Source organism: Pseudomonas khavaziana (genome assembly GCF_036704165.1).
In the GTDB taxonomy this organism is placed as follows: domain Bacteria; phylum Pseudomonadota; class Gammaproteobacteria; order Pseudomonadales; family Pseudomonadaceae; genus Aquipseudomonas; species Aquipseudomonas khavaziana.
In genome coordinates this window covers 5,874,603-5,895,735 of sequence record NZ_CP129946.1, presented here as the reverse complement: position 1 = coordinate 5,895,735, position 21,133 = coordinate 5,874,603, and the positions used below count along the sequence as shown (strand labels likewise).

Annotated in this window: 20 protein-coding genes and 4 tRNA genes; all 24 read left to right on the top strand. The window is 55.0% G+C overall.

Translation table 11 applies throughout. From position 1 onward, the window contains the following. Positions 1-3 precede the first annotated feature (3 nt). The 24 genes from QYQ93_RS26365 (at position 4) to rplV (ending at position 21,127) form a co-directional block, all read left to right on the top strand. Positions 4-450, top strand: a complete 447-nt coding sequence (locus QYQ93_RS26365; protein ID WP_043050070.1) for a hypothetical protein — start codon at positions 4-6, stop codon at positions 448-450. A 141-nt stretch (positions 451-591) separates the two neighbouring features. After that, positions 592-676: transfer RNA gene (locus QYQ93_RS26360), tRNA-Tyr, on the top strand. Between the two features lie 23 nt (positions 677-699). Continuing rightward, positions 700-773: transfer RNA gene (locus tag QYQ93_RS26355), tRNA-Gly, on the top strand. 26 nt (positions 774-799) lie between these two features. After that, positions 800-875: transfer RNA gene (locus QYQ93_RS26350), tRNA-Thr, on the top strand. Positions 876-1,038: 163 nt separating this feature from the next. Further along, positions 1,039-1,114 (top strand) — tRNA-Trp (locus tag QYQ93_RS26345). A 45-nt stretch (positions 1,115-1,159) separates the two neighbouring features. Beyond that, complete coding sequence (secE, locus tag QYQ93_RS26340; protein WP_003194658.1) at positions 1,160-1,528, top strand: preprotein translocase subunit SecE; 369 nt, start codon at positions 1,160-1,162, stop codon at positions 1,526-1,528. Positions 1,529-1,537: 9 nt separating this feature from the next. Beyond that, on the top strand, positions 1,538-2,071 hold the full coding sequence (gene nusG, locus QYQ93_RS26335; protein WP_003176436.1) for a transcription termination/antitermination protein NusG: 534 nt from the start codon (positions 1,538-1,540) through the stop codon (positions 2,069-2,071). A gap of 117 nt (positions 2,072-2,188) precedes the next feature. Further along, positions 2,189-2,620, top strand: coding sequence for a 50S ribosomal protein L11 (rplK, locus tag QYQ93_RS26330; RefSeq protein WP_003176435.1), 432 nt, complete (start codon positions 2,189-2,191; stop codon positions 2,618-2,620). Continuing rightward, positions 2,620-3,315: a 50S ribosomal protein L1 gene (rplA, locus tag QYQ93_RS26325; RefSeq protein ID WP_003176434.1), complete on the top strand. Its 696-nt coding sequence runs from the start codon at positions 2,620-2,622 to the stop codon at positions 3,313-3,315. The genes rplK and rplA overlap by 1 nt, the downstream gene beginning before the upstream one ends. Before the next feature lie 199 nt (positions 3,316-3,514). Next, positions 3,515-4,015: a 50S ribosomal protein L10 gene (gene rplJ / locus QYQ93_RS26320; protein ID WP_003232405.1), complete on the top strand. Its 501-nt coding sequence runs from the start codon at positions 3,515-3,517 to the stop codon at positions 4,013-4,015. A 78-nt stretch (positions 4,016-4,093) separates the two neighbouring features. Next, positions 4,094-4,459, top strand: a complete 366-nt coding sequence (rplL, locus tag QYQ93_RS26315) for a 50S ribosomal protein L7/L12 (protein WP_003176432.1) — start codon at positions 4,094-4,096, stop codon at positions 4,457-4,459. A 219-nt stretch (positions 4,460-4,678) separates the two neighbouring features. Then, positions 4,679-8,752, top strand: coding sequence for a DNA-directed RNA polymerase subunit beta (rpoB, locus tag QYQ93_RS26310; RefSeq protein ID WP_046069767.1), 4,074 nt, complete (start codon positions 4,679-4,681; stop codon positions 8,750-8,752). 64 nt (positions 8,753-8,816) lie between these two features. Then, the gene (rpoC, locus tag QYQ93_RS26305; protein ID WP_005791982.1) at positions 8,817-13,016 is read left to right on the top strand and encodes a DNA-directed RNA polymerase subunit beta'; all 4,200 of its coding nucleotides are present in this window, start codon (positions 8,817-8,819) and stop codon (positions 13,014-13,016) included. Between the two features lie 216 nt (positions 13,017-13,232). After that, positions 13,233-13,604: a 30S ribosomal protein S12 gene (gene rpsL, locus QYQ93_RS26300; RefSeq protein WP_002555494.1), complete on the top strand. Its 372-nt coding sequence runs from the start codon at positions 13,233-13,235 to the stop codon at positions 13,602-13,604. 118 nt (positions 13,605-13,722) lie between these two features. Next, the gene (gene rpsG / locus QYQ93_RS26295) at positions 13,723-14,193 is read left to right on the top strand and encodes a 30S ribosomal protein S7 (RefSeq protein ID WP_002555493.1); all 471 of its coding nucleotides are present in this window, start codon (positions 13,723-13,725) and stop codon (positions 14,191-14,193) included. Between the two features lie 30 nt (positions 14,194-14,223). Further along, positions 14,224-16,329 carry an elongation factor G gene (gene fusA, locus QYQ93_RS26290; RefSeq protein ID WP_043050068.1) on the top strand — a complete coding sequence of 702 codons (2,106 nt, stop codon included), beginning with the start codon at positions 14,224-14,226 and terminating at the stop codon, positions 16,327-16,329. 30 nt (positions 16,330-16,359) lie between these two features. Continuing rightward, positions 16,360-17,553, top strand: a complete 1,194-nt coding sequence (gene tuf / locus QYQ93_RS26285) for an elongation factor Tu (protein ID WP_003176426.1) — start codon at positions 16,360-16,362, stop codon at positions 17,551-17,553. 159 nt (positions 17,554-17,712) lie between these two features. Beyond that, positions 17,713-18,024: a 30S ribosomal protein S10 gene (gene rpsJ, locus QYQ93_RS26280; RefSeq protein ID WP_003186070.1), complete on the top strand. Its 312-nt coding sequence runs from the start codon at positions 17,713-17,715 to the stop codon at positions 18,022-18,024. A gap of 81 nt (positions 18,025-18,105) precedes the next feature. Then, a complete protein-coding gene (rplC, locus tag QYQ93_RS26275; RefSeq protein ID WP_003176425.1) occupies positions 18,106-18,741 on the top strand; it encodes a 50S ribosomal protein L3 in 636 nt (211 codons plus the stop codon). Positions 18,742-18,753: 12 nt separating this feature from the next. After that, the gene (rplD, locus tag QYQ93_RS26270; protein WP_003176424.1) at positions 18,754-19,356 is read left to right on the top strand and encodes a 50S ribosomal protein L4; all 603 of its coding nucleotides are present in this window, start codon (positions 18,754-18,756) and stop codon (positions 19,354-19,356) included. Next, positions 19,353-19,652: a 50S ribosomal protein L23 gene (rplW, locus tag QYQ93_RS26265; RefSeq protein WP_002555488.1), complete on the top strand. Its 300-nt coding sequence runs from the start codon at positions 19,353-19,355 to the stop codon at positions 19,650-19,652. The genes rplD and rplW overlap by 4 nt, the downstream gene beginning before the upstream one ends. A gap of 14 nt (positions 19,653-19,666) precedes the next feature. After that, entirely contained in the window at positions 19,667-20,491 is an 825-nt protein-coding gene (rplB, locus tag QYQ93_RS26260) for a 50S ribosomal protein L2 (RefSeq protein WP_003210080.1), read from the top strand. Positions 20,492-20,507: 16 nt separating this feature from the next. After that, the gene (rpsS, locus tag QYQ93_RS26255) at positions 20,508-20,783 is read left to right on the top strand and encodes a 30S ribosomal protein S19 (RefSeq protein WP_002555486.1); all 276 of its coding nucleotides are present in this window, start codon (positions 20,508-20,510) and stop codon (positions 20,781-20,783) included. 11 nt (positions 20,784-20,794) lie between these two features. Beyond that, positions 20,795-21,127 (top strand): 50S ribosomal protein L22, encoded by a 333-nt coding sequence (gene rplV, locus QYQ93_RS26250; RefSeq protein ID WP_003103908.1) that lies wholly within the window; start codon positions 20,795-20,797, stop codon positions 21,125-21,127. Positions 21,128-21,133: the final 6 nt, after the last annotated feature.

Sequence of the window (21,133 nt, the reverse complement as noted above, 5' to 3'; positions counted from 1 at the left end):
ATTATGCGCTGGCTGTTTTTGCTTTTACTTGTCCTCAATGCTTTCTATTACGTCTGGCATCAGCAAGAGGCTCCATTGCGTGCCAAGGATGTCACGCCTTTGAGTCTTTATCGTGGGACGCAGCAAGACATTCGGCTCTTGAGTGAATCTGCAGATGGGGTGGCTCGGCGTGATCGAATAAAGCCGTCTGATGGGCAAAATACCTGTCTATACATCGGTGGGTTCTCTGATCGGCGCCAAGCCCTATCTGTCGAGCAGCGGCTGACAAGCCTGGATATAAAGGTCAAGGTTCAATTGTTGAGTGCGCCAGATACCTCGGGTTACTGGTTGCGTGTCGCCCCTGAAAGCCGACGCCTGGCTGATGATCTGCCGTTTGAAAACCTTGCTAAGGAATTCAATGAGTTAAAACATAAAATAATGCAGTGCGAAGGCATTGCAACTCTCGAATAGTTTGCATAGAATGGCGCCCGCTTCGCAGTGAAGACCTTTAAGGGGTACATGGCGAAGCGAAGGTCACGCAGCTAACCTCATATTTTTTATGAGAAAATGCTTGACAGAAGGCCGGCTTGATGTAGAATGCCGGCTCGCTTAGGAGGGGTTCCCGAGCGGCCAAAGGGATCAGACTGTAAATCTGACGTCTACGACTTCGAAGGTTCGAATCCTTCCCCCTCCACCATTTTAGCGTGAGCTGCAAGCTCCGCGGGTATAGTTTAGTGGTAGAACCTCAGCCTTCCAAGCTGATGATGCGGGTTCGATTCCCGCTACCCGCTCCAAGTTTGCAGGTTGTGCACGGTGTTTTGCTCTTGTAGCTCAGTTGGTAGAGCACACCCTTGGTAAGGGTGAGGTCAGCGGTTCAAATCCGCTCAAGAGCTCCATATAACAAGGCAGATATGAAAATATCTGCCTTTGTTTTAACAGCTGCCTCGGCTTGTTTCGTGTTGTGTCTGGCGTTGATTGTCGGATGATTTCAAGTCTGTTGGGGTTGGTTGTTGTAAAGTCTTTTTCAGGCCTGCATAATGGTCGGCCTGATTTTGTTTTAGGTCAGTAGCTCAATTGGCAGAGCGACGGTCTCCAAAACCGTAGGTTGGGGGTTCGATTCCCTCCTGACCTGCCAGATTCACGTGGTGTGTCTGGCTTTCTTTTCACAGGATCTTCATAGATGACTCCTAAGGCTGAAGCTCAAAGCTCTCGTTTCGATCTGGTCAAGTGGCTCGCTGTAGTCGCCTTGGTGGTCGTAGGCGTTGTTGGCAATCAGTACTATTCTGCTTCGCCGATCCTGTACCGTGTGCTCGCTTTGCTGGCCCTTGCTGCTGTAGCTGCCTTTGTAGGCCTGCAGACTGCCAAAGGCAAGTCTTTCGCGGTCCTGGTAAAGGAAGCTCGCACCGAAATACGTAAAGTCGTTTGGCCGACTCGCCAAGAAACCACGCAGACCACATTGATTGTCGTGGCTGTTGTTCTGGTTATGGCGTTGCTGTTGTGGGGGCTTGATTCCCTGCTCGGCTGGCTTGTTTCCTTGATTGTTGGCTAAGGGTGTCCCGTGGCTAAGCGTTGGTACGTTGTGCATGCTTACTCGGGTTACGAGAAGCATGTTATGCGCTCTTTGCTGGAGCGCGTAAAGCTTGCAGGCATGGAAGATGGCTTTGGCGAGATTCTGGTCCCCACTGAAGAAGTGGTTGAGATGCGCAATGGCCAGAAGCGCAAAAGTGAACGCAAGTTCTTCCCTGGCTACGTGCTGGTTCAGATGGACATGAATGAAGGTACTTGGCACTTGGTCAAGGACACTCCTCGTGTCATGGGTTTCATTGGCGGTACCGCTGATAAGCCTGCTCCTATCACTGACAAAGAGGCGGAAGCAATTCTGCGTCGTGTTGCTGATGGTAGTGACAAGCCCAAGCCGAAGACATTGTTCGAGCCGGGTGAGGTTGTTCGTGTGACTGATGGTCCGTTTGCTGATTTCAATGGCACCGTCGAAGAAGTTAACTACGAAAAGAGCCGGATCCAAGTGGCAGTGCTCATTTTCGGTCGCTCTACTCCGGTAGAGTTGGAGTTCAGCCAGGTCGAGAAGGTCTAGCTGAGCAAGCATCCCAACCCCGCAGCCTTAGGCTGTGGGGTTTTGTCGTCACTGGGATAAACGCGCAAGTAACCGGGGAGCCTTTCGAGGCGTTTGAACCCGTAATTGGAGTGCCTCATGGCCAAGAAGATTACCGCTTACATCAAGCTGCAAGTGAAGGCCGCTCAGGCCAACCCAAGTCCACCCGTCGGCCCAGCTCTGGGTCAGCACGGCGTGAACATCATGGAATTCTGCAAGGCCTTCAACGCCCGTACTCAGGGTCTTGAGCCAGGTCTGCCGACTCCAGTGATCATCACTGTATACAGCGACCGTAGCTTTACTTTCGAAACCAAGTCGACCCCGGCTTCGGTTCTGCTGAAGAAGGCTGCTGGTCTGACTAGCGGTTCCGCTCGTCCGAACACCGTTAAGGTTGGCACCGTAACTCGTGCTCAGCTGGAAGAGATCGCGAAAACCAAAAACGCGGATCTGACTGCAGCTGATATGGATGCAGCCGTGCGTACCATCGCCGGTTCTGCTCGTAGCATGGGCCTTAACGTGGAGGGTGTGTAATGGCTAAGCTGACCAAGCGCCAAAAGGCTATCGCCGGCAAAATCGAAGCAGGCAAGTCCTACAACTTTGTAGACGCTGCTGCCCTGCTGACCGAGCTGTCGACTGTCAAGTTCAGCGAGTCTGTTGACGTTGCTGTAAATCTGGGTGTTGACCCACGTAAATCTGACCAGGTCGTTCGTAGCGCTACTGTGCTGCCACACGGTACTGGCAAGACTGTACGTGTTGCCGTCTTCACCCAGGGCCCGGCAGCTGAAGCTGCTCTGGCCGCTGGCGCTGATCGCGTTGGCATGGACGACCTGGCTGCCGAAATGAAAGGTGGCGACCTGAACTACGACGTAGTTATTGCCTCCCCGGATGCAATGCGCGTTGTAGGCCAGTTGGGTCAGATCCTCGGTCCACGTGGTCTGATGCCTAACCCTAAAGTCGGCACCGTAACGCCAGACGTAGCTACCGCGGTTAAAAACGCCAAGGCTGGTCAGGTTCGTTATCGCACCGACAAAAACGGCATCATTCACACCTCCGTTGGCAAAGTCGGCTTCGATGCCGTCAAGCTGAAGGAAAACGTTGAAGCCCTGATCGCTGATCTGAAGCGTATCAAGCCAGCTTCCTCGAAAGGTATCTACGTCAAGCGCGTTACCCTGAGCACCACTATGGGCCCAGGTCTGGTCATCGACCAAGGCTCGCTGGACGTATAAGACACAAATTGGCGCAAGCGATTGCGCCAATTGAAAGATTGGGGTCCCTGCCTGGCGGGGGCTATCCAAGACCGTAGGCGACGCGAGTCTTAAACCAACAAGCCTACGCAGATGGTGCTCCCGGTTCCTTACCGAATCAGACACCAAAACGACATCCGGCTTCGGCCAGATGAAACGGTAACAAGCAGGAGTTAAACCCGTGGCAATTAATCTCGAAGACAAGAAGGCCATCGTCGCTGAAGTCAACGAGGCTGCCAAAGCTGCTCTGTCCGCTGTCGTGGCTGATGCCCGTGGTGTGACAGTAGGCGCTATGACCGGACTCCGTAAAGAGGCTCGTGAAGCTGGCGTATACGTACGTGTTGTACGTAACACCCTGCTCAAGCGCGCCGTTGCTGACACTGAATACAGTGTTCTCAACGACGTGTTCACCGGCCCGACTCTGATCGCATTCTCCAAGGATCATCCGGGCGCTGCTGCCCGTTTGTTCAAAGAGTTCGCCAAGAGTCAGGATAAGTTCGAGATCAAGGCAGCTGCGTTCGAGGGCAAGTTCCTCGCAGCTAACCAAATCGACGTACTGGCAACACTGCCGACCCGCGACGAAGCCATTTCGCAGCTGATGAGCGTGATTCAAGGCGCTACCAGCAAGCTGGCTCGTACTCTGGCTGCAGTTCGCGAGCAAAAAGAAGCTGCCGCAGCCTAAGGCTGAGCAAATTCTCTCGCGTATTTTTGTTTATTTCGATGGCCGCGTAGGCCGTCCCCCAATTCAGGAAATACAGCAATGTCTATCTCCCAAGACGATATCCTCAACGCCGTAGCTGAAATGTCGGTTCTGCAGGTTGTTGAGCTGATCAAAGCTTTCGAAGAAAAATTCGGCGTTTCCGCTGCCGCTGCTTCCGCTGGCCCAGCTGTTGCTGCTGTTGCTGCTGAAGAGCAAACCGAATTCAACGTCATGCTGCTGGAAGCTGGCGAGAAGAAAGTAAACGTGATCAAGGCAGTACGTGAACTGACCGGTCTGGGCTTGAAAGAAGCCAAGGCTGTAGTTGACGGCGCTCCTGCCCAGGTTCTGGAAGCTGTGTCGAAAGACGCTGCTGACAAAGCCAAAGCTACTCTGGAAGAAGCAGGCGCTAAAGTCGAGCTGAAGTAAGCATCGACCTTGCGTCTCCAGCCCAAGCGTTAAGCTGAAGGCTGATGGCTGGTGGCTCTTGCCACCGGCCTTTTTCCGTTCTTGGCTGTCGACTCGGTCGCCGCCATTAACGCGCTGTAGCCACCCGATGCGGTGGTGCAAACCATGGGGTTTGCAAGATTTTCTGGCTGCTCCCGTCGGGAGGGCCAAACAAGCAGGTGACCAAGCTGGGGAACGCTGATGGCTTACTCATATACTGAGAAAAAACGTATCCGCAAGGACTTTAGCAAGTTGCCGGACGTCATGGATGTCCCGTACCTTCTGGCTATCCAGCTGGATTCGTATCGTGAATTCTTGCAGGCGGGAGCGACCAAAGATCAGTTCCGCGACGTGGGCCTGCATGCGGCCTTCAAATCCGTTTTCCCGATCATCAGCTACTCCGGCAATGCTGCGCTGGAGTACGTCGGTTATCGCCTGGGCGAACCGGCATTTGATGTCAAAGAATGCGTGTTGCGTGGCGTTACGTACGCCGTACCTTTGCGGGTAAAAGTCCGCCTGATCATTTTCGACAAAGAATCGTCGAACAAAGCGATCAAGGACATCAAAGAGCAAGAAGTCTACATGGGCGAAATCCCATTGATGACTGAGAACGGTACCTTCGTTATCAACGGTACCGAGCGTGTAATCGTTTCCCAGCTGCACCGTTCCCCGGGCGTGTTCTTCGACCACGACCGCGGCAAAACGCACAGCTCCGGCAAACTCCTGTACTCCGCGCGGATCATTCCGTACCGCGGTTCGTGGTTGGACTTCGAGTTCGATCCGAAAGACTGCGTGTTCGTGCGTATCGACCGTCGTCGCAAGCTGCCGGCCTCGGTACTGCTGCGCGCGCTCGGCTATACCACCGAGCAAGTGCTGGACGCTTTCTACACCACCAACGTATTCAGCCTGAAGGATGAAACCCTCAAGCTGGAGCTGATCGCTTCGCGTCTGCGTGGTGAAATTGCTGTCCTGGACATCCAGGATGAAAAAGGCAAGGTCATCGTTGAGGCTGGCCGTCGTATCACTGCGCGCCACATCAATCAGATCGAAAAAGCCGGTATCAAGGAGCTGGAAGTACCTCTGGACTATGTCCTGGGCCGTACTACCGCCAAGGTCATCGTTCACCCGGCCACAGGCGAAATCCTGGCTGAGTGCAACACCGAGCTGAACACCGAGATCCTGGCTAAAATCGCCAAGGCCCAGGTCGTTCGCATCGAGACCCTGTACACCAACGACATCGACTGCGGTCCGTTCATCTCCGACACACTGAAGATCGATTCCACCAGCAACCAATTGGAAGCGCTGGTCGAGATCTATCGCATGATGCGTCCTGGCGAGCCACCAACCAAAGACGCTGCCGAAACCCTGTTCAACAACCTGTTCTTCAGCCCTGAGCGCTATGACCTGTCTGCGGTCGGCCGGATGAAGTTCAACCGTCGTATCGGTCGTACCGAGATCGAAGGTTCGGGTGTGCTGTGCAAGGAAGACATCGTTGCGGTCTTGAAGACCCTGGTTGACATCCGTAACGGCAAAGGCATCGTCGATGACATCGACCACCTGGGTAACCGTCGTGTTCGCTGCGTAGGCGAAATGGCTGAAAACCAGTTCCGCGTTGGCCTGGTACGTGTTGAGCGTGCGGTCAAAGAGCGTCTGTCGATGGCTGAAAGCGAAGGCCTGATGCCGCAAGATCTGATCAACGCCAAGCCAGTGGCTGCGGCGGTGAAAGAGTTCTTCGGTTCCAGCCAGCTCTCGCAGTTCATGGACCAGAACAACCCGCTCTCCGAGATCACCCACAAGCGCCGTGTCTCTGCACTGGGCCCGGGCGGTCTGACCCGTGAGCGCGCAGGCTTCGAAGTCCGTGACGTACACCCGACGCACTACGGTCGTGTTTGCCCGATCGAAACGCCGGAAGGTCCGAACATCGGTCTGATCAACTCCTTGGCCGCTTATGCGCGCACCAACCAGTACGGCTTCCTTGAGAGCCCGTATCGTGTGGTGAAAGAGGGTCTGGTCACCGACGAGATCGTCTTCCTGTCCGCCATCGAAGAAGCTGATCACGTGATCGCTCAGGCTTCGGCCACGATGAACGACAAGAAAGTCCTGATCGACGAGCTGGTAGCTGTTCGTCACTTGAACGAGTTCACGGTCAAGGCGCCGGAAGACGTCACCTTGATGGACGTTTCGCCGAAGCAGGTAGTATCGGTTGCAGCGTCGCTGATCCCGTTCCTGGAACACGATGACGCCAACCGTGCGTTGATGGGTTCCAACATGCAGCGTCAAGCTGTACCGACCCTGCGTGCCGACAAGCCGCTGGTAGGTACCGGCATGGAGCGTAACGTAGCCCGTGACTCCGGCGTTTGCGTCGTGGCTCGTCGTGGTGGCGTGATCGACTCTGTTGATGCCAGCCGTATCGTGGTTCGTGTTGCCGATGACGAAGTTGAAACCGGTGAAGCTGGTGTCGACATCTACAACCTGACCAAGTACACCCGCTCTAACCAGAACACCTGCATTAACCAGCGTCCGCTGGTGCGTAAGGGTGATCGCGTTCAGCGTAGCGACATCATGGCCGATGGCCCGTCCACCGACATGGGTGAGCTGGCACTGGGTCAGAACATGCGCATCGCGTTCATGGCCTGGAACGGTTACAACTTCGAAGACTCCATCTGTCTGTCGGAGCGCGTTGTTCAGGAAGACCGTTTCACCACGATCCACATTCAGGAACTGACCTGTGTGGCACGTGACACCAAGCTTGGGCCAGAGGAAATCACTGCGGACATCCCTAACGTGGGTGAAGCTGCACTGAACAAGCTGGACGAAGCCGGTATCGTTTATGTAGGTGCTGAAGTTGGCGCAGGCGACATCCTGGTCGGTAAAGTCACTCCGAAAGGCGAGACCCAGCTGACGCCGGAAGAAAAACTGCTGCGTGCCATTTTCGGTGAAAAAGCCAGCGACGTTAAAGACACCTCCCTGCGTGTACCTACCGGTACCAAGGGTACTGTCATCGACGTACAGGTCTTCACCCGCGACGGCGTTGAGCGTGATGCTCGTGCACTGTCCATCGAGAAGACCCAGCTCGACGAAATCCGCAAGGACCTGAACGAAGAGTTCCGTATCGTTGAAGGCGCGACCTTCGAACGTCTGCGTTCCGCTCTGGTAGGCCACAAGGCTGAAGGCGGTGCAGGTCTGAAGAAGGGTCAGGACATCACCGACGAAATCCTCGACGGTCTTGAGCACGGCCAGTGGTTCAAACTGCGCATGGCTGAAGATGCTCTGAACGAGCAGCTCGAGAAGGCTCAGGCCTATATCGTTGATCGTCGCCGTCTGCTGGACGACAAGTTCGAAGACAAGAAGCGCAAACTGCAGCAGGGCGATGACCTGGCTCCAGGTGTGCTGAAAATCGTCAAGGTTTACCTGGCAATCCGTCGCCGCATCCAGCCGGGCGACAAGATGGCCGGTCGTCACGGTAACAAAGGTGTGGTCTCTGTGATCATGCCGGTTGAAGACATGCCGCACGATGCCAATGGCACCCCGGTCGACGTCGTCCTCAACCCGTTGGGCGTACCTTCGCGTATGAACGTTGGTCAGATCCTTGAAACCCACCTGGGCCTCGCGGCCAAAGGTCTGGGCGAAAAGATCAACCGCATGATCGAAGAGCAGCGCAAGGTCGCAGACCTGCGTAAGTTCCTGCACGAGATCTACAACGAGATCGGCGGTCGCAATGAAGAGCTGGATACCTTCTCCGACCAGGAAATCCTGGATCTGGCGAAGAACCTGCGCGGCGGCGTTCCAATGGCTACCCCGGTGTTCGACGGTGCCAAGGAAAGCGAAATCAAGGCCATGCTCAAGCTGGCAGACTTGCCAGAAAGCGGCCAGATGCAGCTGTTCGACGGCCGTACCGGCAACAAGTTCGAGCGTCCGGTTACTGTTGGCTACATGTACATGCTGAAGCTGAACCACTTGGTAGACGACAAGATGCACGCTCGTTCTACTGGTTCGTACAGCCTGGTTACCCAGCAGCCGCTGGGTGGTAAGGCTCAGTTCGGTGGTCAGCGTTTCGGGGAGATGGAGGTTTGGGCACTGGAAGCATACGGTGCTGCATACACTCTGCAAGAAATGCTCACAGTGAAGTCGGACGATGTGAACGGTCGTACCAAGATGTACAAAAACATCGTGGACGGCGATCACCGTATGGAGCCGGGCATGCCCGAGTCCTTCAACGTGTTGATCAAAGAAATTCGTTCCCTCGGCATCGATATCGATCTGGAAACCGAATAACACGTGACGCGAATCGAGAGCGGAGCCGTTTGGCCCGCTCTCTGCTCCGCCAGGAGGAAAGGCCTTGAAAGACCTACTGAATTTGCTGAAAAACCAGGGTCAAGTCGAAGAGTTCGACGCCATCCGTATTGGGTTGGCATCGCCTGAGATGATCCGTTCGTGGTCGTTCGGTGAAGTTAAAAAGCCGGAAACCATCAACTACCGTACGTTCAAACCTGAACGTGACGGCCTGTTCTGCGCCAAGATCTTTGGCCCGGTCAAGGATTACGAGTGCCTGTGCGGTAAGTACAAGCGCTTGAAGCACCGTGGTGTGATCTGCGAGAAGTGCGGCGTTGAAGTTGCACTGGCCAAGGTTCGTCGTGAGCGCATGGCGCACATCGAACTGGCTTCGCCAGTTGCCCACATCTGGTTCCTGAAATCACTGCCGTCCCGTATCGGCTTGCTGATGGACATGACCCTGCGTGATATCGAACGCGTTCTCTACTTCGAGAGCTATGTCGTTATCGATCCAGGCATGACCACCCTTGAAAAGGGGCAGCTGCTGAACGATGAGCAGTACTTCGAAGCGCTGGAAGAATTCGGTGACGATTTCGATGCCCGCATGGGTGCCGAAGCTGTCCGCGAACTGCTGCACGCCATCGACCTGGAGCACGAGATTGGTCGCCTGCGCGAAGAAATTCCGCAAACCAACTCCGAAACCAAGATCAAGAAACTGTCCAAGCGTCTGAAGTTGATGGAAGCCTTCCAGGGTTCCGGCAACTTGCCAGAGTGGATGGTGCTGACCGTTCTGCCGGTTCTGCCGCCAGACCTGCGTCCGCTGGTACCGTTGGACGGTGGTCGTTTCGCGACGTCCGACCTCAACGACCTGTACCGCCGCGTGATCAACCGTAACAACCGCTTGAAGCGCCTGCTTGATCTGTCCGCTCCGGACATCATCGTGCGCAACGAAAAGCGTATGTTGCAAGAAGCGGTCGATGCCTTGCTCGACAACGGTCGTCGTGGCCGCGCTATCACCGGTTCCAACAAGCGTCCCTTGAAATCCCTGGCTGACATGATCAAGGGTAAGCAAGGTCGTTTCCGTCAGAACTTGCTCGGTAAGCGTGTTGACTACTCCGGTCGTTCGGTAATTACCGTAGGCCCGACCCTGCGTCTGCACCAGTGCGGCCTGCCTAAGAAGATGGCACTCGAGCTGTTCAAGCCGTTCATCTTCGGCAAGCTGGAAATGCGCGGTCTCGCGACCACCATCAAAGCGGCCAAGAAAATGGTCGAGCGCGAACTGCCAGAGGTTTGGGACGTTCTCGCTGAAGTGATTCGCGAACACCCGGTTCTCCTCAACCGTGCACCGACCCTTCACCGTCTGGGTATCCAGGCGTTTGAACCAGTACTGATCGAAGGTAAGGCTATCCAGCTGCACCCTCTGGTCTGTGCTGCGTACAACGCCGACTTCGACGGCGACCAAATGGCCGTGCACGTACCGCTGACGCTGGAAGCCCAGTTGGAAGCGCGTGCGTTGATGATGTCGACCAACAACATCCTGTCGCCAGCCAACGGTGAGCCAATCATCGTTCCGTCGCAGGACGTTGTATTGGGTCTGTACTACATGACCCGTGAAGCGATCAACGCCAAGGGCGAAGGTCGTGTGTTCGCTGACCTGCAAGAAGTTGACCGTGTATTCCGTGCCGGCGAAGCCGCACTGCATGCCAAGGTCAAAGTGCGGATCAACGAAACGGTCAACGACCGTGACGGCGGCAGCGTGAGCAACACCCGTATCGTCGACACCACTGTCGGCCGTGCGCTGTTGTACCAGGTTGTGCCAAAAGGTCTGTCGTACGATGTCGTCAACCTGCCGATGAAGAAAAAGGCGATCTCCAAGCTGATCAACCAGTGCTACCGCGTGGTCGGTTTGAAAGAGACCGTTATCTTCGCTGACCAGTTGATGTACACCGGTTTCGCTTACTCGACTATCTCCGGCGTTTCCATCGGCGTTAACGACTTCGTTATCCCGGATGAAAAAGCTCGCATCATCAGTGCCGCCACCGACGAAGTGAAAGAGATCGAGAGCCAGTACGCCTCCGGCCTGGTAACCCAGGGCGAGAAGTACAACAAAGTGATCGACCTTTGGTCCAAGGCCAACGACGAAGTATCCAAGGCGATGATGGCCAACCTCTCGAAAGAGAAAGTCATCGACCGTCACGGCGACGAAGTCGACCAGGAATCTTTCAACTCGATGTACATGATGGCCGACTCGGGTGCGCGGGGTTCTGCTGCGCAGATCCGTCAGCTCGCCGGTATGCGTGGCCTGATGGCCAAGCCGGACGGTTCCATCATCGAAACGCCGATTACCGCGAACTTCCGTGAAGGTTTGAGCGTACTCCAGTACTTCATCTCCACTCACGGTGCTCGTAAGGGTCTTGCGGATACCGCGTTGAAAACCGCTAACTCCGGTTACCTGACACGTCGTCTGGTAGACGTTGCACAAGATCTGGTTGTAACCGAGATCGATTGCGGCACCGAACACGGCCTGCTGATGACTCCGCACATTGAAGGCGGTGACGTTGTAGAGCCGCTGGGTGAACGCGTATTGGGTCGTGTGATTGCCCGTGACGTGTTCAAGCCAGGTACCGAGGAAGTTATCGTTCCTGCCGGCACTCTGGTAGATGAAAAGTGGGTCGAGTTCATCGAACTCAACAGCATCGACGAAGTGATCGTTCGCTCGCCGATCAGCTGCGAAACCCGTTATGGCATCTGCGCCAAGTGCTACGGCCGTGACTTGGCTCGTGGTCACCAGGTGAACATCGGTGAAGCGGTCGGCGTTATCGCTGCCCAGTCCATCGGTGAGCCGGGTACCCAGCTGACCATGCGTACGTTCCACATCGGTGGTGCGGCAAGCCGGACCTCCGCAGCCGACAGCGTACAGGTTAAGAATGGCGGTACCGTCCGTCTGCACAACCTCAAGCACGTTGAGCGAGTGGATGGCCACCTGGTCGCTGTGTCCCGTTCCGGTGAGCTGGCAATCGCTGACGACTACGGTCGTGAGCGCGAGCGTTACAAGCTGCCGTACGGTGCTGTGATTTCGGTTAAAGAAGGTGACAAGGTCGACGCTGGCGCAATCGTGGCCAAGTGGGATCCGCACACTCACCCAATCGTTACCGAAATGAAAGGTACCGTGACCTACGTGGGCATGGAAGAAGGCATCACGATCAAGCGTCAGACTGACGAATTGACCGGTATGACCAACATTGAAGTACTCGACGCCAAGGATCGCCCAGCTGCCGGTAAAGACATCCGTCCTGCCGTGAAGATGGTCGACGACAACGGCAAGGATCTGTTGCTGCCAGGCACTGACGTAATCGCTCAGTACTTCCTGCCAGCCAACGCCCTGGTCGGTGTAGCGGATGGTGCGAAGATCGCGATCGGTGATGTTATCGCGCGTATCCCGCAAGAAACTTCGAAAACTCGAGACATCACCGGTGGTTTGCCGCGTGTTGCCGACTTGTTCGAAGCTCGTCGTCCGAAAGAAGCGTCGATTCTGGCTGAAGTCAGCGGCACCATCGCGTTCGGTAAAGAGACCAAGGGCAAGCGCCGTCTGGTCATTACCCCGAACGACGGTAGCGATCCGTATGAAGAGCTGATTCCGAAGTGGCGTCACCTGAACGTCTTCGAAGGCGAACAAGTAAACCGCGGCGAAGTTATCTCCGACGGCCCGAGCGATCCACACGACATCCTGCGTCTGCTGGGTGTGAGTGCGCTGGCCAAATACATCGTCAACGAGATCCAGGACGTTTACCGTCTGCAGGGCGTGAAGATCAACGACAAGCACATCGAGACCATCTTGCGTCAGATGCTGCGTAAAGTTGAAATCGCTGAATCCGGCGATTCCAGTTTCATCAAGGGCGACCAGATGGAACTGACTCACGTACTGGTAGAAAACGAGCGCCTGGCGAACGAAGAGAAATTCGTTTCCAAGTTCACTCGCGTGCTGCTGGGTATCACCAAGGCGTCGTTGTCCACTGAGTCGTTCATCTCGGCGGCCTCCTTCCAGGAGACCACTCGCGTACTGACCGAAGCAGCGGTAACCGGCAAGCGCGATTACCTGCGTGGCCTGAAAGAAAACGTGGTTGTGGGTCGTCTGATCCCAGCCGGTACCGGTTTGGCTTACCACAGCGAGCGCAAGCGTCGCCGTGATGCTGACAAGCCGTTGCGCGTAAGCGCCAGTGAAGTGGAAGCTGCACTGACCGAAGCACTGAACTCAAGCGGTAACTGAGTTCTGCAGTAGATAAGTCTGGGCCCTGGCAGTCCCATTCGTCGGATCGAGGCATTTTTGCCCCGGTTCAACGAGAGGGGAGGTCGGGGCCTTGCCTTGACTGGGGACAAGATCCTCTTTAGACTCTTGTACCCCTAAATTTGGCGGGAATTCGTTCCTGCCATTTTGCTTTTCTTGCAAGACAATAGCGTCGCAAGACAACAGTGGAGCTAGTAGATGGCAACTATCAACCAGCTGGTACGTCAGCCGCGTAAGCGTATCGTCGAGAAATCCGACGTGCCTGCGCTGCAGAACTGCCCGCAACGTCGTGGCGTATGCACCCGTGTGTATACCACCACGCCGAAAAAACCTAACTCGGCACTGCGTAAAGTATGCCGTGTGCGTCTGACCAACGGTTTCGAGGTTTCCTCGTACATCGGCGGTGAAGGCCACAACCTGCAAGAGCACAGCGTGGTACTGATCCGCGGCGGTCGTGTAAAAGACTTGCCGGGTGTTCGTTACCACACCGTACGCGGCTCCTTGGATACTTCCGGCGTTAAAGGTCGTAACCAGGGTCGTTCGAAGTACGGTACCAAGAAGCCTAAGTAGTAGCGGCTTTTTGTAAAACTGAATCATCTTATTTTCTGAGTCGATAAGAGTAAGGTCGGAGGCGTCCCGAAAGGGCACCGATTCCGAGCGAACCTGAAGACCGTTTGAGGGCTTATCCATGCCAAGAAGACGCGTAGCAGCCAAGCGCGAAGTGCTTGACGATCCAAAATACGGAAGCCAAATCCTGGCCAAGTTCATGAACCACGTGATGGAAAGCGGCAAGAAAGCTGTTGCCGAGCGTATCGTTTATGGCGCGCTGGAAAAGGTTAAAGAACGCAAGAACAGCGACCCCCTGGAAATCTTCGAGAAAGCTCTCGACGCCATCGCTCCGCTGGTCGAAGTGAAGTCGCGCCGTGTAGGCGGTGCTACTTACCAGGTTCCGGTTGAAGTTCGCCCGTCCCGTCGTAACGCTCTGGCAATGCGCTGGTTGGTAGACTTCGCCCGTAAGCGCGGCGAGAAGTCTATGGCTCTGCGTTTGGCCGGCGAATTGTTGGACGCTGCTGAAGGTAAAGGTGCTGCTGTTAAGAAGCGTGAAGACGTGCACCGTATGGCTGAAGCTAACAAAGCTTTCTCGCACTACCGCTTCTAATTTTAGCTTCACTAATTTTGCGAGGGCTTTATGGCTCGTACTACTCCGATTAGCCGCTACCGTAACATCGGTATCGTTGCTCACGTGGATGCTGGTAAAACCACCACCACCGAGCGCGTACTGTTTTACACCGGCAAAAGTCACAAGATGGGCGAGGTGCATGATGGCGCCGCGACCACAGACTGGATGGTTCAGGAGCAGGAGCGTGGTATTACCATTACTTCTGCTGCTATTACCGCCTTCTGGAAAGGTTCCGAGAAGCAGTACAAGGATGAGCACCGCTTCAACGTAATCGATACCCCGGGCCACGTAGACTTCACTATTGAAGTTGAGCGTTCCCTGCGCGTACTCGACGGCGCTGTCGTTGTGTTCTGCGGTACCTCGGGTGTTGAGCCGCAGTCGGAAACCGTATGGCGCCAAGCCAACAAATACGGTGTTCCACGCCTTGTTTACGTAAACAAGATGGACCGTGCCGGTGCAAACTTCCTGCGCGTGATCGGCCAGATCAAGCAGCGCTTGGGTCACACTCCGGTGCCAATCCAGTTGGCTATCGGTTCCGAAGATAACTTCCAGGGGCAGATCGATCTGCTGACCATGGAAGCTGTCTACTGGAACGATGCCGACAAGGGTATGGTCCCTGTTCGCAAGCCTATCCCTGCCGAGCTGCAGGAACTGGCTGACGAATGGCGCAACAACATGGTTGAGGCTGCTGCCGAAGCCAATGAAGAGCTGATGAACAAGTACCTCGAAGGTGAAGAGCTCACCAACGTGGAAATCAAGGCCGCTCTGCGTCAGCGTACTATCGCTGGTGAAATCGTCCTGGCTGTTTGCGGCTCCTCGTTCAAGAACAAGGGTGTTCCCCTGGTTCTCGATGCTGTGATCGACTACCTGCCTGCACCAATCGATATTCCTGCCATCAAGGGTACTGACCCGGATGACGAGACCATCGAGCTGGAGCGTCATGCAGACGATGCAGAACCGTTCTCCGCTCTGGCATTTAAAATTGCCACTGACCCATTCGTGGGTACCTTGACCTTCGTCCGCGTTTACTCGGGCGTGTTGAACTCCGGCGACGGCGTGATCAACTCGGTTAAAGGCAAGAAAGAGCGCGTGGGTCGTATGGTGCAAATGCACGCAAACGCCCGCGAAGAGATCAAGGAAGTACGCGCTGGAGACATCGCGGCCTTGATCGGCATGAAGGACGTCACCACTGGTGAAACCTTGTGCAACGCTGACAAGCCAATCATCCTGGTTCGCATGGACTTCCCGGAGCCGGTTATTTCGGTTGCCGTAGAGCCTAAGACCAAGGATGACCAGGAAAAAATGGGTATCGCTCTGGGCAAGCTTGCTCAGGAAGATCCATCTTTCCGCGTCAAGACTGATGAAGAGACTGGTCAAACGATCATCTCGGGCATGGGCGAGCTTCACCTGGACATCCTGGTTGACCGGATGCGCCGTGAGTTCAATGTCGAAGCCAACATCGGTAAGCCTCAGGTTTCCTATCGTGAGCGCATCACGAAGAACTGTGAAATCGAAGGCAAGTTCGTTCGTCAGTCCGGCGGTCGTGGTCAGTTCGGTCACTGCTGGATCCGTTTTGCGCCTGCTGACGAAGGTCAGGAAGGTCTGCAATTCGTGAACGAAGTAGTAGGTGGTGTTGTTCCTAAGGAATACATCCCTGCTATCCAGAAGGGTATCGAAGAGCAGATGAAGAACGGTGTTGTTGCCGGCTATCCGCTGATCGGCCTGAAAGCAACCGTTTTTGACGGTTCTTACCACGACGTCGACTCCAACGAGATGGCGTTTAAGGTGGCTGCCTCCATGGCAACCAAGCAACTGGCCCAGAAGGGCGGTGGTGAGTTGCTTGAGCCAATCATGGCGGTAGAAGTTGTTACACCTGAAGACTATATGGGTGATGTCATGGGCGACCTTAACCGTCGTCGCGGCATGATCTTGGGTATGGAAGACACGGTTTCCGGCAAAGTGATTCGCGCTGAGGTTCCGTTGGGTGAGATGTTCGGTTATGCGACCGACGTTCGCTCCATGTCCCAGGGTCGCGCAAGCTACTCTATGGAATTCAAAAAATACAACACAGCTCCGGCGCACATCGCTGAAACTGTATCCAAAAAACAAGGCTGATTCAGTCCTTTAGGCAAGGAGTTAATTGTCGTGGCTAAAGAAAAATTTGATCGTTCCCTACCGCACGTCAACGTTGGCACCATCGGTCACGTTGACCACGGTAAAACCACTCTGACTGCTGCTCTGACTCGCGTTTGCTCCGAAGTATTCGGTTCTGCAATCGTTGATTTCGATAAAATCGACAGCGCACCAGAAGAAAAAGCTCGTGGTATCACCATCAACACCGCGCACGTTGAATACAACTCGCTGATCCGTCACTACGCTCACGTTGACTGCCCAGGTCACGCTGACTATGTGAAGAACATGATCACCGGTGCTGCCCAGATGGACGGCGCAATCCTGGTTTGTTCGGCCGCTGATGGTCCGATGCCACAAACCCGTGAGCACATCCTGCTGTCCCGTCAGGTTGGCGTTCCGTACATCGTGGTTTACCTGAACAAGGCTGACCTGGTAGACGACGCTGAGCTGCTGGAACTGGTTGAGATGGAAGTGCGCGATCTGCTGAGCACTTACGACTTCCCAGGTGACGACACTCCGATCATCATCGGTTCTGCTCGTATGGCTCTGGAAGGCAAAGACGACAACGAAATGGGCACTACGTCCGTTCGTAAGCTGGTTGAGACTCTGGACAGCTACATCCCAGATCCAGTCCGTGTTATCGACAAGCCGTTCCTGATGCCAATCGAAGACGTATTCTCGATCTCCGGTCGCGGTACTGTTGTAACTGGCCGTATCGAGCGCGGTATCGTCAAGGTTCAAGATCCACTGGAAATCGTTGGTCTGCGTGACACCACTGTCACCACCTGCACCGGTGTTGAAATGTTCCGTAAACTGCTCGACGAAGGTCGTGCTGGCGAGAACTGCGGCGTTCTGCTGCGTGGTACCAAGCGTGACGACGTTGAGCGTGGCCAGGTTCTGGTCAAGCCGGGTTCGGTTAAGCCGCACACCAAGTTCGAAGCTGAAGTGTACGTGCTGAGCAAAGAAGAAGGCGGTCGTCACACTCCGTTCTTCAAAGGCTATCGTCCACAGTTCTACTTCCGTACTACCGACGTAACTGGTAACTGCGAACTGCCGGAAGGCGTAGAAATGGTAATGCCAGGCGACAACATCAAAATGGTTGTCACCCTGATCAAAACCATCGCTATGGAAGACGGTCTGCGTTTCGCAATCCGTGAAGGCGGCCGTACCGTTGGTGCTGGCGTTGTAGCTAAAATCATCGAGTAATTATCTCTTCTGAGATAGCTCTGATGTTTTGAAAAGGCCCCCGCTCAGCGGGGGCCTTTTTTATTGGGTTGACACCTATCAGGGCCGTCTATAGAATTGCGCCTCCTTTTAACGGGCGTATTGCGCTCGCTGGGAATAGCAGCCGGAGTCTGAAATCCAATGCAAAATCAGCAAATCCGTATCAGGTTGAAGGCTTTTGACCATCGCCTGATCGACCAATCCACCCAGGAAATCGTGGAAACCGCGAAACGTACTGGTGCTCAAGTGCGTGGTCCAATTCCACTGCCTACCCGTAAAGAGCGGTTCACCGTTCTGGTCTCCCCGCACGTCAACAAAGACGCGCGTGACCAGTACGAGATCCGTACTCATAAGCGCGTACTGGACATCGTCCAGCCAACGGATAAAACCGTTGATGCACTTATGAAGCTCGATCTGGCGGCCGGTGTGGAAGTACAGATCAGCCTCGGCTAAGACTTGGGTCTTAGTCGTGTAACGCTCTGAAATGGGCGGCCATAGCGGGTGAAAGCCCCGTACACTCATGAGGTTTACAACATGACTATTGGTGTAGTCGGTCGTAAATGCGGTATGACCCGTATTTTCACCGAAGAAGGTGTCTCCATTCCGGTCACGGTCATTGAGATCGAACCGAATCGCGTCACCCAGTTCAAAACTGAAGAAACCGATGGCTATCGTGCAGTGCAAGTCACTGTCGGCGAGCGTCGTGCTTCGCGCGTGACTGCTGCTCAAGCAGGTCACTTCGCTAAAGCAAACGTTGCAGCTGGTCGCACCGTTATGGAGTTCCGTCTTGAAGACGGCGACTACAAGGCTGGCGATCTGATCAACGCTGAAATCTTCGCCGCTGGTCAACTGGTTGATGTAACCGGTCAGTCCAAGGGTAAAGGCTTCCAGGGTACGATCAAGCGTTGGAATTTCCGTGGTCAAGACAACACTCACGGTAACTCCGTTTCCCACCGCGTCCCGGGCTCTATTGGCCAGTGCCAGACTCCTGGTCGTGTATTCAAGGGCAAAAAAATGTCCGGTCATATGGGCGCTGAGCGCGTGACCGTGCAGTCCCTCGAAGTAGTGCGCGTCGACGCTGAACGCAATCTGTTGTTGGTCAAGGGTGCTGTTCCTGGCGCTACTGGCGGCAACCTGGTTGTACGTCCAGCGGCCAAGGCTCGCGGTTAAGGGGAAGCTGACATGCAATTAAATGTAAATGACGCTCAAGCGATTGAAGTTTCCGAACTGACATTTGGCGGCGAATTCAACGAGACGCTGGTTCACCAAGCAGTCGTGGCCTACATGGCCGGCGGCCGTCAAGGTAGCAAGCAGCAAAAGACCCGTTCCGACGTTCGTGGTGGCGGTAAGCGCCCTTGGCGTCAGAAAGGTACTGGCCGTGCTCGTGCCGGTACTATCCGTAGCCCAATCTGGCGCGGCGGCGGTACCACTTTCGCAGCTCGTCCTCAGGATCACTCTCAGAAGCTCAACAAGAAGATGTACCGCGCAGCACTGCGCTCCATCCTTGCTGAACTCGTGCGTACTGATCGCCTGGTCGTGGTTCAAGACTTCGCTGTTGAAAGTCCAAAAACCAAAGATCTGCTGGGCAAACTGAACAACATGAGCCTGACCGACGTTTTGATCGTGTCCGAAGCTGTTGATCAGAACCTGTACCTGGCTGCTCGCAACCTGCCACACGTTGATGTACGTGACGTGCAAGGTTCCGATCCAGTTAGTCTGATCGCATACGACAAGGTGTTGATCACCGTGTCGGCCGTGAAGAAATTCGAGGAGCTGCTGGGATGAACCAGGAACGCGTATTTAAAGTTCTGCTTGGCCCGCACGTTTCCGAAAAGGCTACGGTTCTGGCTGACAAGAAAGGCCAGTTCGTTTTCAAGGTTGCAACTGACGCAACCAAGCTGGAAATCAAGAAGGCCGTCGAAAGCCTGTTCAGCGTGAAAGTAGAGCGTGTTACTACCCTGAATGTTCTGGGTAAGAGCAAGCGCACTGCTCGCGGTCTGGGCAAGCGTAATGACTGGAAGAAGGCAGTTATCTCCCTTCAGCCAGGCCAAGATCTCGATTTCAGCAGCAGTGCTGAGTAAGGAAGGGGTGCATCATGGCAATCGTTAAATGCAAACCGACTTCCCCTGGCCGCCGTTTTGTGGTCAAGGTGGTCAACCAGGAGCTGCATAAAGGCGCTCCTCACGCACCGCTGCTCGAGAAGAAATCGAAGACTGGTGGTCGTAACAACAATGGTCGTATTACCACTCGTCACATCGGTGGTGGCCATAAGCAGCATTATCGTCTGGTCGACTTCCGTCGCAACGACAAAGATGGCATCGCTGCCACTGTCGAGCGTATCGAATACGATCCAAACCGTACTGCTCACATCGCTCTGCTGCTGTACGCAGATGGCGAGCGTCGCTACATCATCGCGCCTAAAGGCGTGAGTGCTGGCGACCAGCTGATCGCAGGTGCCCTGGCACCGATCAAGCCGGGCAACGCTCTGCAACTGCGTAACATTCCAGTTGGTAGCACCGTACACGGCATCGAATTGAAGCCAGGTAAAGGCGCGCAAATCGCTCGTTCCGCTGGTGCTTCGGCTCAGCTGATCGCTCGTGAAGGTGTCTACGTGACCCTGCGTCTGCGTTCTGGTGAGATGCGTAAAGTGCTGGCTGAATGCCGTGCGACCCTGGGTGAAGTCTCGAACTCCGAGCACAGCCTGCGTTCGTTGGGTAAAGCTGGTGCCAAACGCTGGCGTGGCGTTCGCCCAACCGTTCGTGGTGTTGCCATGAACCCGGTTGACCACCCACACGGTGGTGGTGAAGGTCGTACCTCTGGTGGTCGTCATCCGGTATCGCCATGGGGCTTCCCGACTAAGGGCGCGAAGACTCGTGGTAATAAGCGTACCGACAAAATGATCGTCCGTCGTCGCAAGTAAATAGAGGGATACGACAGTGCCACGTTCTCTGAAAAAAGGTCCTTTTATTGATCTTCACCTACTGAAGAAGATCGAAGTGGCGGCGGAAAAGAACGATCGCAAACCAGTTAAAACCTGGTCGCGTCGTTCGATGATCCTGCCACAAATGGTCGGTCTGACCATCGCAGTACACAACGGTCGCCAACACGTCCCAGTTCTCGTTAACGAAGACATGGTCGGCCACAAACTAGGCGAGTTTGCCGGTACCCGCACTTATCGTGGGCACGTGGCAGACAAGAAAGCCAAGCGTTAAGGGGTAAGGAAATGGAAGTAGCCGCTAAGTTGTCGGGCGCTCGAATCTCCGCCCAGAAAGCCCGCTTGGTCGCCGACCAGATCCGCGGGAAGAAGGTGGGCGAAGCGCTCAACCTGTTGGCTTTCAGCAGTAAGAAAGCCGCCGAGATCATGAAGAAAGTGCTGGAGTCGGCCGTAGCCAACGCCGAGCATAACGAAGGCGCAGACGTTGATGACCTGAAGGTCAGCACCGTTTTCGTCAACGAAGGGCGTTCGCTGAAGCGCATCATGCCGCGTGCCAAAGGCCGTGCTGATCGCATCGTCAAGCGGTCTTGCCATATCACTGTCAAGGTTGCTGACAAGTAACGGAGT

Coding starts and splice junctions, on each gene's coding strand:
- rpoB (WP_046069767.1), top strand. CDS start 4,679: ATGGCTTACTCATATACTGAGAAAAAACGTATCCGCAAGGACTTTAGC.
- rplC (WP_003176425.1), top strand. CDS start 18,106: ATGACTATTGGTGTAGTCGGTCGTAAATGCGGTATGACCCGTATTTTC.
- rpsL (WP_002555494.1), top strand. CDS start 13,233: ATGGCAACTATCAACCAGCTGGTACGTCAGCCGCGTAAGCGTATCGTC.
- rplL (WP_003176432.1), top strand. CDS start 4,094: ATGTCTATCTCCCAAGACGATATCCTCAACGCCGTAGCTGAAATGTCG.
- QYQ93_RS26365 (WP_043050070.1), top strand. CDS start 4: ATGCGCTGGCTGTTTTTGCTTTTACTTGTCCTCAATGCTTTCTATTAC.
- rplB (WP_003210080.1), top strand. CDS start 19,667: ATGGCAATCGTTAAATGCAAACCGACTTCCCCTGGCCGCCGTTTTGTG.
- secE (WP_003194658.1), top strand. CDS start 1,160: ATGACTCCTAAGGCTGAAGCTCAAAGCTCTCGTTTCGATCTGGTCAAG.
- rpsJ (WP_003186070.1), top strand. CDS start 17,713: ATGCAAAATCAGCAAATCCGTATCAGGTTGAAGGCTTTTGACCATCGC.
- rplA (WP_003176434.1), top strand. CDS start 2,620: ATGGCTAAGCTGACCAAGCGCCAAAAGGCTATCGCCGGCAAAATCGAA.
- rplD (WP_003176424.1), top strand. CDS start 18,754: ATGCAATTAAATGTAAATGACGCTCAAGCGATTGAAGTTTCCGAACTG.
- fusA (WP_043050068.1), top strand. CDS start 14,224: ATGGCTCGTACTACTCCGATTAGCCGCTACCGTAACATCGGTATCGTT.
- rplV (WP_003103908.1), top strand. CDS start 20,795: ATGGAAGTAGCCGCTAAGTTGTCGGGCGCTCGAATCTCCGCCCAGAAA.
- rplK (WP_003176435.1), top strand. CDS start 2,189: ATGGCCAAGAAGATTACCGCTTACATCAAGCTGCAAGTGAAGGCCGCT.
- rpsG (WP_002555493.1), top strand. CDS start 13,723: ATGCCAAGAAGACGCGTAGCAGCCAAGCGCGAAGTGCTTGACGATCCA.
- rplW (WP_002555488.1), top strand. CDS start 19,353: ATGAACCAGGAACGCGTATTTAAAGTTCTGCTTGGCCCGCACGTTTCC.